This is a genomic window from Alcanivorax borkumensis SK2 (assembly GCF_000009365.1).
GTDB classification, from domain to species: domain Bacteria; phylum Pseudomonadota; class Gammaproteobacteria; order Pseudomonadales; family Alcanivoracaceae; genus Alcanivorax; species Alcanivorax borkumensis.
This window is the reverse complement of the sequence record NC_008260.1, coordinates 1,734,227-1,745,969: the sequence shown is the minus strand read 5'-3', so window position 1 is coordinate 1,745,969 and position 11,743 is coordinate 1,734,227. Positions and strand designations below refer to the sequence as shown.

The following is an 11,743-nucleotide window of genomic DNA, read 5'->3' as shown; positions in this document are numbered from 1 at the left end:
GTACTCTGAACTAAGTAATAAACCCTAGAAAAGGAAGGGGGTGCTCATGCGTTTAGGCATATTTATGCTTATATGCCTCGGTTTCATGCTGCTAGCCGGTTGTGACAAGGAGCCAGAGGTGGGTGAGGTTGTTAGCACCTTTGACAACTACCTGGAAACCGGTGATTTGCCCGCCATGAAAGAGCGTGGTTTTATCCGGCTTCTGGCCCCTCGCTTTGATGAACCGTCCGGTCTCCCTCGCGACGGTATTCCTGCTAGTGAATATCAGCATCAGGCCGAAGCGTTTGTGGAATACCTTGGACTTGAGCCGCGCTGGGTGTATGCCGATAACTTCTCTGAGTTGGGCACCCTTATCAATCAAGGAGTGGCGGATATCATCATCACCAATTATTCGGTGACCAAGGCCCGCAAGAAGACGCTTGCTTTTTCTACCCCTGTTAATGCGGTGCAAGAACGTTTGGTGGTGCCACGGGCATTGGCGGACTTAGCGTTGACTGAGATGGGTAGCCTTATTGTGTCAGTGCCGGACGGGTCCGCTTATCAGGAAACGGCCACTAAGCTGGCCAAACGGCATCAAAGCATAAGCGTAGAGGTCCTGGATAGCTCCATATCGGATGAAGCGTTGGTCAATGGTGTGGCTAATGGTGAATTTGCGGCCTCTATCGTAGACAGTAATATGCTGGACGTCTTGTTGGATGAGGACGGTGAAGCGGTTGCAGGGCCGGTGTTGAATCGTAAGCGACGCATTGCTTGGGCGGTTCGCCCCAGTAGTACGGAGTTACTTAATCAGATCAATCAGTATATTACTAGTGAGCGGATCATTACTTCTGATGGGAGTGCAGAAGCTCGTGATTGGGAGGCCATTGGCGAGAGGGGCGTATTGCGAGTAATTACTTCCAATAACCCGGCCAGCTATTTTATGTGGCGTGGCGAATTGATGGGCTTTGATTATGATCTGATTAAAGATTTCGCCAAGCAGCATCGTTTGAGAGTTCGGGTAGTGGTCCGGGATAGTCCGTCTGCCATGTTTAGCGCGCTGGAGGCGGGGGAGGGCGATGTTATCGCTGCGTCGATGACGATTACCTCTGATCGGCAGCTAGCTGGTTGGGCGTTTAGCAAGCGTTACTTAGAAGTGAATGAGCAATTGATCGGTGAGGCTGGCGATGTGCCATTGGGATCGGTGCAGGCGCTGGCTGGTCGTACCGTAGCAGTTAATCCGGAAACGGCTTATTACGACACACTAAAAGATCTACAGGCGACTGGACTGCAGTTTGATATCCAGGAAGTTTTTCAGGCAAGCACGGAAATGCTGATTGAGGGTGTGGCTAATGGTGAGTACGACCTGACCATGGCCGATAGCCATCTGGCGGCCATGGAATCCACCTACCGAGATGATATCGCCGTTTTGTTCCAGTTCGAACCAGCCAAAGAGATTGCCTGGGTTACCCGTGAGCCTCAGAAAATTTTGCGCAAGCAGCTGAATAATTACATAAAGCGGAATTACCGGGGCTTGTTTTATAACGTGACGTATAATCGTTACTTCGTAGAAAAGAAAACCATCGCCGCCCATGAGGCCTACCGGGTGGAGCCAGGCCGTAATATCTCCCCGTATGATGATTTAGTGCGGGAGAAATCGCTTGAATATGGCTTGGACTGGCGTTTAATCACCTCGCAGATGTACCAAGAAAGTCGGTTTAACCCAAACGCTCGTTCTTTCGCCGGCGCCCAAGGATTGTTGCAGGTAATGCCACGCACAGGTAGGCAATTTGGGTACAGCAATTTGACCGATCCGGAGAATGGAGTGTCTGCAGGCCTAGCGTATATAGATTGGCTTGAGCAGCGTTTTCCTGCGCGGTTAGACCTGGCGGAAAAACTCTACTTTACCTTGGCTGCGTACAATGCAGGCCATGGCCATGTGGAAGATGCACGTCGCCTGGCGCAACGGCTGGGTAAGAATCCTGACAAGTGGTTCGGTCATGTAGAAGAGGCCATGCTGCTGTTATCCAAGCCTCAATATGCCCAGCAGGCTCGTTATGGCTATGTGCGAGGCAGGGAGCCAGTGAAATACGTGCGAGAAATTAAGACTCGATACTTGGGTTATGTGTCAGCGTTGGGGGAACAGAAGCAGCCCGAGCTTTAACGTTGATTTTACAACGGGGCCATGGAAAAGCTGGAGGAGAGCCCCATTGTATGTGGTACCACTCATTGAAGGAGATTGTGATGGACCGCAACACTTTCATCGAAAAGGTAAAAGGCAAGCTGGACGAGTTGGACAATGAATTTGATCAACTGCAAGTCAAAGCGGACAAAGCAGGTGAAGATGTCCGCCACAAGTGGGAAACTCGCAAGCTGGAATTAAAGGAAAAACGTGAGGAGCTGGCTGCGCGGCTGGAAGAGGTGCGCAACGACAGCAATACCCGTTGGGAAGACGTGAAAGATAGTGTGGAAAAAACTTGGGATAGCACCTTGGATGGTCTGAAAGACATTAAGAACAGCTTATTCAAGTAACGTCAGTGTTTGATAAAAAACCGGGCTTAATGCCCGGTTTTTTTATGTCTGTCTGTAGCTTAGTAGGGTGGATACTACTTGTATCAGATTACTCAGTGCATTCTGCTAGCCAGTCGATAATTGCTTGCTCCACTTCAGCACGACAATGATCGTTAAGAATCTCATGCCGGCCTTCAGGCCAGAAATGGGTCTGGAGCGGCTGTTTCATAGCATGCAGTACTTTCTCTAGCGCCATCATGCCCTTGCCATTATCGCTCATCGGATCTTGCTCGCCGCCGAGTAATAAGACCGGCAGCGTTTCTGGTAGCTCGGACAAGCCGGCAATACTTTGAATGCGGCGCATGGCGGTAACCAGTTGCATCCATGTCTCCGTACTGCAATCGAATCCACAGAGTGGGTCGTCGATATAGCGTTTCACTTCTTCGGGGTTCCCGCTCAGCCAGTCGAACTCGGTAGTGGCTTCTGGTATCCGGGTGGCCCAGGTGCCGAAGGTGAGCTTGCGTATCACCGGGCTGGGATTACGTTTACCCTGACGCATACGTTCGAATCGTACGGGTAGGCCCATCAGGCGATAGTAAGCGCCAGGATGATAATCACTAGCACACAAGACTAGGCCGGCTAAGGTATCCCCAAGCTGCTCTGCCGCGCCCAACGCAACAAATGAGCCCATACTGTGTCCGCCCAGTACTACGGGCAACTGTGGGTGCTTTTCTTTAGCAAGATGAATCACGCTGGCAACATCGTTCATCAGGTGCTGCCAACCGTGCTGGTCACCAATGTGTCCGGCGGGGCAGGTATCACTGATGCTGGCGCCATGGCCACGATGATCAGGGCAATAGAGATGCCAGCCGGCCGCATTCAATATGCTGGCAAGGTTTTGGTAGCGAGCGCCATGTTCCGACATGCCGTGTAGCCAAATTACTGTTCCCTTGCTCGCTTGAGCTTTGCAGGGCCAATAATGGATGGCGATGACATGGTTGTCATCCGTAGTGTGATAGATCATTTGTTCGCTCATAATGTTCTCCGGCTGAGCAAAACCTGCGCTATTGCCGAGGCAAGGTCAAGACATCTCAGCGATGAAGAATCATGATAGCAAGAATAAAAAATCTCCTGATGGTTTTCGTGGTTGGCGTAACGGGGTTAATTGCCTGTTCAACGCATAACGTTATGATTAATCATTGCGCTCGTGCCAAAGATCATTGGGCAGGCGATGTCTGTTGACCAGGCACCGGTCGCGCACAGGTCAATGATAATCAGCTCCGTGATTCGCTGGGGTCATGGGCGCACGCTTACTTCGGCGGCTTAGAATCTCATCTATGAGCCTGATTTTTAACCGTCTTCTCGTTTTCAATCTGTACCGCCTCTCGCTGGAAGGGCTATTATGGTGAGCGAAATCCATCACGATTAATCTTGGTGATCTGTAAGCCATTACAATGGGTGTTGCCAATGACGTTGTGGTACGTATGGTTAAGCATGAGATGAATTGAGTGTGTTTCTCTTTCATCATCGACCGGGGGCCAGAGGCCCCCGGTGCTGTTTCAGGAATTATTGTCAGGAGTTTTCATGATTGAATATCGGATTCGCCCCTTGCGCCCAGAGGCGCATTTGTTCGAAGTTACCCTGACGGTGGCGGAGCCGATGCCAGAAGGGCAGGCCTTTAGCCTGCCCGCTTGGATTCCTGGCAGCTATATGATTCGCGATTTCGCCCGCCACATTGTTCATGTGCAAGCCCGCTGTCATGGCGAAAGCCTGCCAGTGGCCAAGCGAGACAAACAGACCTGGCAGCTGCCTCCCTGCGACGGGCCGGTGCAACTGCAATACCAAGTGTATGCGTGGGATCTGTCGGTACGCGGCGCGCACCTGGATACCACCCACGGCTATTTCAATGGTAGCTGTGTTTTTCTCGCGGCCATGGGCCATGAAGATCAACCTTGCCAGGTGGCTATCGAAGCGCCGCAAGGGCACGCCTATACTGGTTGGCAGGTGGCCACCGGGCTGCCGCGCCAGACCGGTTCCGAGCTGGCTTTCGGCCTGTTTGAGGCCGAAAACTACGATGCCTTGATCGATTACCCAGTAGAAATGGGGCCGTTCGAATACGCCCAGTTTGAGGCTTGCGGAGTGCCTCATTGGGTAGTGTTGGCGGGGCGACATAAAACAGACACAGCACGCTTGTGTCGCGACCTGAAACCGATTTGCGAGCACCACATTCGCATGTTCGGTGAGCCGGCGCCGATGGATCGCTACGTCTTTATGACGCTGGTTACCGGCAATGACTATGGTGGGCTGGAGCACCGTAACTCCACTAGCCTGATGTGCCCCCGTGATGATTTACCTCGCCGTAGTGATGAACCGGGCAAAGTCCGCGATGGTTATCGCTCGTATTTAGGGTTGTGCAGCCATGAGTATTTTCATACCTGGAACATAAAACGGATAAAACCTGCGGCGTTTACTCCCTTTGATTTGTCACAGGAAGTGCACACAGAATTACTGTGGGCCTTTGAAGGGATTACCAGTTACTACGATGATCTGTCTTTGACGCGAACTGGGCTGGTCTCGCCACAAAGCTACCTGGAGCTGTTAGGGCAGACACTGACTCGGGTTTACCGCGGTCAGGGGCGTCACAGACAAACGGTGACCGAGTCCAGTTTTGATGCCTGGACTCGCTTCTACAAACAGGACGAAAACGCCCCGAACGCCATTGTCAGCTATTACACCAAGGGCTCATTGGTGGCGCTGGCGCTGGATTTGACCCTGCGTAATCTGACCGGCGAGCAGACATCGTTGGACGACCTGATGCGCGTGTTGTGGCAGCGCTACGGTCAGACCGGTGAAGGCGTCCCTGAGCAGGGAATCCAGCCACTTGCTGAAGAAATCGCCGGCACCGACATGAGCGATTTTTTCGATCTGGCGCTGTACAGCACTGAGGACCTGCCGTTAGCTGAACTGTTGGCCGAGCGTGGCGTGGAGCTACACTGGCGCAGTGCCGCGGGGCATGCTGATAACGGTGGCAAGCCGGGTAAAGAGGGGGTCCCTCATCTGGGCGTTCGGCTGGTGCCCGATGTGATGGGCGCGAAGATTGCGGTGGCTTTTGAACAAGGTGCTGCCATGGCAGCCGGGTTATCTGCCGGTGATGTGATTATTGCCGTGGATGGTCTGCAGGCGACCACTCAAAATATCGATGATTTACTGTCATGTTTCCTGCCTGGAGAATCTTTGGAAATTCATGCTTTCCGCCGTGACGAGTTAATGCGATTTAAGGTTCAGGTGGAAACCTCCGAGCCCAGTACGGCCTTTTTGACCATTGCTAAAGGCGGGTTGACTGAGAAAGGTCGTAGGTGGCTTCACGCACAATAGCAGCATGAACATCCATTTTTTATCTGTAGGAGCGCGGCTCTCGAGGCGCGAACGTTGTCAGGAGAAAGTTTTCTCCTCTGGTTTGTCGCTCCAGAAGCGCTCTCGCACAGCGGTATTTAAATGACCGACACCCTGAAATCGCTTTACGAGCAACTCGACAAAGTACGCCGGGCTGACCGTTTTCGTCTTAAAAAACGCCTTGATGGCCTGGCACGCCTGCCTGCCAAGAAACGCAATGACAAGGCGGTGGATAAAGTCGCCACGGCTATCGCCAGTTCTGTGGCTGGCCGCGAACAACGGTTGGCCTCGGTGCCCGCTCTTGAGTGGCCGGATTTGCCGGTGGTGGCCAGCCGCGATGAGATAAAGCAAGCGATTAACGATCATCAAGTGGTGGTAATTGCCGGGGAAACCGGGTCCGGTAAAACCACCCAGCTTCCCAAGATTTGTTTGGAGCTGGGCCGGGGTATCGAAGGCACCATTGGGCATACCCAGCCTCGCCGACTGGCCGCGAGGGCGGTGGCCAGCCGGGTGGCTGAAGAATTGCATAGCCCACTGGGTAGCACGGTGGGTTTCAAGGTGCGCTTTTCTGAACAGGTGGGCGAGCATTCGTTAATCAAGGTGCTAACCGATGGCATGCTGCTCAATGAAATTCAGCAAGATCGGTTTTTGAATCAGTACGATACGCTGATTATTGATGAAGCCCATGAACGTAGCCTGAATATCGACTTCTTGTTGGGTTACCTCAAGCAGTTACTACCGCGCCGGCCTGATCTGAAAGTCATTATTACCTCGGCCACCATCGACCATCAGCGCTTTGCTGAACACTTTGGGGGCGCCCCGGTGCTGGAAGTGTCCGGTCGAACCTTTCCGGTGGAAATGCGCTATCGGCCACCAGCGGAAGGGCAGGAGCTGTCTCGCCAGATTGAAGACGTTCTGTTGGAAATTCAACGAGAAGAGCGCAGTGAAGGTTTGCCGATGGCTCGGGACGTGCTGGTGTTTCTGGCCGGCGAACGGGACATTCGTGATGTCCATCATCACCTGAAACGCTGCGCCACCCATGGCTCCAGCTTGCGTGATATGGAAATTTTGCCGCTCTATGCTCGTCTTAGCCAGGCTGAGCAGCACCGCATATTCTCAGCACATCGTGGTCGCCGCGTGGTACTCAGTACCAATGTGGCAGAAACGTCGTTAACGGTACCGGGCATTCGCTATGTGATTGATGCAGGCACCGCCCGTATCAGCCGCTATAGCGTGCATTCTAAGGTGCAGCGTTTGCCTGTGGAGCCGGTGAGCCAGGCCAGTGCCAACCAGCGGGCAGGGCGAAGTGGGCGGGTGATGCCCGGCATTTGTTTCCGTTTGTATGATGAGGACGATTTTCTTAATCGCCCGGCGTTCACCGACCCGGAAATTCAGCGTACCAATCTCGGTGCTGTCATTCTGCAAATGTCAGATCTTCGATTGGGCAAGGTGGAAGACTTTCCCTTTATTGAGCCACCGGACGGTCGTTTGGTTCGGGACGGTTATCGGTTGCTGGATGAACTCGGTGCGCTAACGGAAAAGCAGACGTTGACCGCCCTGGGCCGACAACTGGCCCGCTTCCCACTGGACCCGACACTGGGCCGAATGCTGGTGGCGGCAGCAGAGAAGAACGTGCTGCGTGAAGCTCTGATTGTAGTTTCAGCACTGGCGACTCAAGACCCCCGCGAGCGGCCTCACGATAAACAGCAGCAGGCGGATCAAGCCCACCAGCCATTTACCGAGAAGGAATCGGATTTTCTGTTCTTCGTGAAGCTGTGGCAGTGGGCGGATGCACAGCGAGAAGCCCTGAGCCGTAACCAATACGAAAAGCTGCTCAAGAAAACCTTCCTGTCTCCCACGCGTATGCGCGAATGGCGTGATACCCATCGCCAACTTTTGTTGCTGGCCAAAGAGCAAGGCTGGACGCTTAATGCGCCGATTGATTCAGGTTTATCGTTAACCGAGCCGGATAATGCAAACAATAAAAGCGCGGCCAAAGCATCTCCGTCACCGCTATATGCGCCGTTGCACAAGGCGTTGCTGACTGGCTTGTTGGCCAATGTTATGCAGCGCACCGAAGAGGGCGAGTGGCTTTCAACCCGTAACCGTAAACCGTTGGTGTGGCCGGGGTCGGCGTTATCGAGAACCAAGGCACGCTGGCTGATGGCTGCAGAGCAGGTGGAAACCAGCCGCTTATTTGCGCGGACGGTAGCAAAAATCGATCCGCTGTGGGTTGAGGAGGCCGCCGGGCATTTGCTCAAACGTCACTATTTCGAACCGCATTGGTCGAAAAAGCGCGGCTGCGCCATGGCCAAGGAGCAGGTCAATCTTTTCGGTCTGATTTTGGCCAGTGGGCGGGGCGTAAATTACGGGCCGATTCAGCCGGTGGAATCCCGGGAGCTGATGATTCGTGAAGGCCTGGTCATGGGGCACCTGCATCGTGAGCCACCGTTTGTGAAAGCAAACCGAGAGCGCTTTGAAACCCTGGAAGACATGGAGCATAAACTTCGTCGCAGGGACATTCTCGTGGATGAAGAGGCAAGGGTGGCGTTCTACGATGCGCGCTTGCCCGGCGATATTCATACCGTGGCCGGGCTGATGAATTGGTATAACAAGCGTGCGACTGCAGAGCAGAAAGAGGCCTTGTTCATGGACGATGGTTTTCTGCTCTCCCGTAGCCCGGATTTGGGCAATGATCAGTTCCCTGATCAACTCAAGCTCGATGGACTTCGTCTGCCGTTGGAATACAGTTTCGACCCGACCGGCGAGCGGGATGGGGTCACTCTGATTGTGCCGCTGGCGGCGTTGAATCAGATATCAGAATCTCGCCTGGATTGGTTGGTGCCTGGTTTGCTGCGTGAAAAGCTGGAGGCCTTGATTCGTGCCTTGCCAAAAGCACGGCGCCGGCATTTTGTCCCAGTACCGGATTATGTCAGTGCCTTGATGGAAACTCTGTCGCCGGATGAGCCGTTGCTTCCGGCCATGACCCGTGAGCTGCAACGCATGAGTGGTCTGCGCATCGAACAAGAGGAGTGGCAGACCGCTAACTTGGCCGACCATCTGCGTATGTTTATTCAGGTGGTGGACCGTGTAGATGGTCACCGCAAGGTGCTGGCTCAAGGGCGTAACCTGGGGGAGGTGAAAGATCGCCTGGTCAGTGTCACCCGAGACTTGCCCAAACCCAAACAAGAGACACCGGCAGTGCGTGGCCAGGAATGGTTGTTTGGGGATATTCCAGAGAGTCAGGAGCAGGATTTGGGCGGCATGACGGTGCGACGTTTCCCGGCCCTTGTCGATACCGGCAATGACGTGGAACTGCAGTTTCTTGATGACGAAGCCGATGCAGCGTGGGCGCATCGTTGGGGCACAGCTCGCCTCCTGGGGTTCAAATTGACCGTGCAGCTACGAGACCTGCGTAAGCAGGCTGCGCAAATGGCGGGGTTTCAAAAGCTGAAAACCGAGAAGGGAGTCATGGCGCGTCAGGCACTGGATCACGCCTTGCTACGCGTGTTGGCTGAGCATTTTCAGCTACACGAGCCGGTGCGCAGTGAGGCCGCGTTCCGGGATCGGCTCAACGACCATCGTGGTGACTTTGTGCCTTGGGCGCAGCAACAATTGAGCATTATGGGTAAACTCTTCGCCCATTACCGGCAGCTGATGGGCAAGTTGGAAAAGAATTTCCCATTGGCCTGGGCCCATGCTCATCGGGATATTAAACAGCAACTGGCCTGCCTGTTTCCCGATGATGTATTGCTGCAAATGCCGTGGGAGTGGCTGCAGGAATACCCCCGGTTACTGGCGGCGATTGATCACCGCCTGGAAAAACTGGGGGGGCAAATAGGCAAGGATCGCACCCTCAGTGCTGAACTGGAGGCGTATAGTAAACAACACGAGACCCGTGCCGCTGGCGTTCCGCTCTGGAAGCAGTCTGAGCCTCTTCAACAGTATTTCTGGATGTTACAGGAATACCGGGTCAGCCTCTTTGCGCAACAGCTGGGCACCAAGCTATCAGTGTCGGCGAAGCGGCTGAATAAACAGTGGGAGCTATGCTGAACGGGGTTAATATGCGCTGAACGTGATCCACGGTGGCGTTCTTATGCTGTAAAGGAAGGCGCTACGCGCCGCGTAACGACCGTAACAACCAATAAAATGGGCCCTACTGCCTTTGCGCCGCGCCCGTTGAACCCGGATAATCGATCCATTATTTAATGTGCTGTAGCAGGGCAGCTGGCCCTGCAATTAGTGTGAGGACTTGCTTGTGAGCTATTCCGTGGTAATCAGTGGTACCGGCCTGTGGACGCCGGACCAGACCATCACTAACGATGAGTTGGTGGAATCCTTCAACGAATATGTGAAGCGCTATAATGCCCGCAACGCACAAGCTATCGAAGCGGGTGAATTGGAAGCTTTGGGCCCATCCAATAGTGCTTTCATTGAAAAAGCCTCCGGGATTAAACAACGCTATGTGATTGACAAAACGGGTGTCCTCGACCCTGATCGCCTCGCTCCCCGAATAGACGAGCGCACCGATGATGAGGTGTCTATTCAGGCTGAAATCGCTGTTACCGCCGCCAAGCAGGCGCTAGACAATGCGGGCCTAAAAGCCAACGATTTAGATGCGGTGCTGGTTGCTTGTTCTAACATGCAGCGTCCCTACCCAGCCATGGCCGTGGAGGTGCAGGCGGCTTTGGGCATGGATCACGGTTGGGGCTACGATATGAACGTGGCGTGTTCCAGTGCCACTTTCGGTATTCAGGCGGGAGTAGATGCCATCCGTAATGGTAGCGCCCGGCGGGTACTTATGGTGAACCCGGAAATCTGTTCTGCTCACTTGGCCTGGGAAGACCGTGACTGCCACTTCATTTTTGGAGATGTGGCCACTGCGGTGATTCTTGAGCGCAAGGAAGATGCTGTATCCAGTAATCAATGGGAAATTTTGGGTACCCGCCTGCAGACCAAATTTTCCAGCAACATTCGTAATAATTTTGGTTTTTTGAATCGAACCGATGAACGCGGCGTCGGTGCCCGTGACAAACTGTTCCGCCAAGAAGGGCGAAAGGTGTTCAGGGAGGTCTGCCCGATGGTTGCGGAACAGATCAGTTCTCACCTGAAAGATACCCAAATTCCGGTAGAGTCTGTTAACCGAATGTGGCTACACCAGGCCAACTTGGCAATGAACGAGTTGATTTCTAAGCGTGTGCTGGGGCGTCCAGCCACTCGCGAAGAAGCACCGGTGATTTTGGATGCTTATGCCAATACCAGTTCGGCAGGTTCTATTATCGCTTTCCACAAGCACAATGAAGATTTGCCGGTGGACACCAAAGGGGTGATCTGTTCTTTCGGGGCCGGTTACTCTATAGGCAGTGTGATTGTGAATCGTATTAAATAAGCGTTACGCGATTTACTTTTTCCTCAAAAAGGCCGCATTTTGTGGCCTTTTGTTTTTTAGTCCTGTAGCCGTAACGTTTACCTCACGTCAGCATCCCTATAGTGTCTGGGTCAGGGCGTTCTTGATTCCTTAATGAATAAATACGGAGAATGAACATGGCTAAGTTGAGCAAATTAAACCCCCTTGCTGCTACCGTTGGTGCTGCTGTTGTTGCGTCTGCATTGTCTGCACCCGTTGCCCACGCAGCGGAAAACCCGTTTGCGGCTGCTGACCTGAGTGCCGGTTATCAGCTAGCGGCCCATCACGCTGAAGGTAAGTGTGGTGAGGGTAAGTGCGGTGAAGACAAGAAAGCCGAAGGAAACTGCGGTGAGAAGGGGGCTGAAGGTAAATGTGGCGAAGATAAAAAGGGCAAAGATAAGAAAGGCGAAGGAAAATGTGGTGAGGGTAAATGCGGCGGTGATGCATAAAGGCACC

The 11,743-nt window shown here is 53.5% G+C and carries 7 protein-coding genes; 6 read left to right on the top strand and 1 reads right to left on the bottom strand.

What is annotated here, in order from left to right; all coding sequences use genetic code 11:
- Window positions 1-64: 64 nt before the first annotated feature.
- Window positions 65-2,140, top strand: a complete 2,076-nt coding sequence (locus tag ABO_RS07910) for a transporter substrate-binding domain-containing protein (RefSeq protein WP_232501262.1) — start codon at window positions 65-67, stop codon at window positions 2,138-2,140.
- A gap of 80 nt (window positions 2,141-2,220) precedes the next feature.
- A complete protein-coding gene (locus ABO_RS07905; protein WP_035460311.1) occupies window positions 2,221-2,508 on the top strand; it encodes a hypothetical protein in 288 nt (95 codons plus the stop codon).
- 88 nt (window positions 2,509-2,596) lie between these two features.
- Here ABO_RS07905 and ABO_RS07900 read toward each other — a convergent pair whose 3' ends face one another.
- Window positions 2,597-3,523 (bottom strand): alpha/beta hydrolase, encoded by a 927-nt coding sequence (locus ABO_RS07900; RefSeq protein ID WP_011588804.1) that lies wholly within the window; start codon window positions 3,521-3,523, stop codon window positions 2,597-2,599.
- Window positions 3,524-4,071: 548 nt separating this feature from the next.
- Here ABO_RS07900 and ABO_RS07895 point away from each other — a divergent pair.
- From ABO_RS07895 to ABO_RS07880, 4 genes are all read left to right on the top strand, one after another.
- The gene (locus ABO_RS07895; protein ID WP_041704960.1) at window positions 4,072-5,862 is read left to right on the top strand and encodes a M61 family metallopeptidase; all 1,791 of its coding nucleotides are present in this window, start codon (window positions 4,072-4,074) and stop codon (window positions 5,860-5,862) included.
- A gap of 120 nt (window positions 5,863-5,982) precedes the next feature.
- Window positions 5,983-9,933, top strand: a complete 3,951-nt coding sequence (gene hrpA, locus ABO_RS07890; RefSeq protein WP_011588802.1) for an ATP-dependent RNA helicase HrpA — start codon at window positions 5,983-5,985, stop codon at window positions 9,931-9,933.
- A 205-nt stretch (window positions 9,934-10,138) separates the two neighbouring features.
- Window positions 10,139-11,269, top strand: coding sequence for a beta-ketoacyl-ACP synthase III (locus ABO_RS07885; protein ID WP_011588801.1), 1,131 nt, complete (start codon window positions 10,139-10,141; stop codon window positions 11,267-11,269).
- Window positions 11,270-11,424: 155 nt separating this feature from the next.
- Window positions 11,425-11,736 (top strand): HvfA family oxazolone/thioamide-modified RiPP metallophore, encoded by a 312-nt coding sequence (locus tag ABO_RS07880; protein ID WP_011588800.1) that lies wholly within the window; start codon window positions 11,425-11,427, stop codon window positions 11,734-11,736.
- Window positions 11,737-11,743: the final 7 nt, after the last annotated feature.

Bases quoted from the DNA above. Each gene is read 5' to 3' on its own strand.
- ABO_RS07910 (WP_232501262.1), top strand. From the start codon at position 65: ATGCTTATATGCCTCGGTTTCATGCTGCTAGCCGGTTGTGACAAGGAG.
- ABO_RS07905 (WP_035460311.1), top strand. From the start codon at position 2,221: ATGGACCGCAACACTTTCATCGAAAAGGTAAAAGGCAAGCTGGACGAG.
- ABO_RS07900 (WP_011588804.1), bottom strand. From the start codon at position 3,523: ATGAGCGAACAAATGATCTATCACACTACGGATGACAACCATGTCATC.
- ABO_RS07895 (WP_041704960.1), top strand. From the start codon at position 4,072: ATGATTGAATATCGGATTCGCCCCTTGCGCCCAGAGGCGCATTTGTTC.
- hrpA (WP_011588802.1), top strand. From the start codon at position 5,983: ATGACCGACACCCTGAAATCGCTTTACGAGCAACTCGACAAAGTACGC.
- ABO_RS07880 (WP_011588800.1), top strand. From the start codon at position 11,425: ATGGCTAAGTTGAGCAAATTAAACCCCCTTGCTGCTACCGTTGGTGCT.